The following is a 323-nucleotide window of genomic DNA, read 5'->3' as shown; positions in this document are numbered from 1 at the left end:
ATCCCCCAGTTAGAAGAGAACGATTAAATATGCCTAAACCAGGAAATAATTTTAGCTATTAATTCATAAGAATCTAATATTGCGCCATGGTTTGTCATCCTTTCCTCTCTCCACTTTTTTCTCATTGATTGATGATCGCCAGTTCGAGCCTGCCTGTCCCTTAGGTGGGTGTTTTTTACCGAAAGCGATAGCTGAGGGAAAAATTGTATCGAGAATTCGATACAATCCCGACTCCTCGGGATCATTCGAACTGGCGAGGGTTTTCTTCCATTGCATGTTAGTTACAGTGTTTTTACAACTACACGCCAGTTTGAGCATGCCTG

The 323-nt window shown here is 41.8% G+C and carries 1 protein-coding gene; it reads right to left on the bottom strand.

Going from position 1 to position 323, the window contains the following annotated elements; genetic code table 11:
* Positions 1 to 63: 63 nt before the first annotated feature.
* Positions 64 to 323 (bottom strand): hypothetical protein (locus HC176_RS19800; protein WP_209309825.1); only part of this gene is annotated, 260 nt, incomplete at its 5' end.

This window comes from Tamlana crocina (assembly GCF_012037625.1).
The sequence above is the reverse complement of the archived record's forward strand: the minus strand, read 5'-3'. Positions and strand labels throughout refer to the sequence as shown.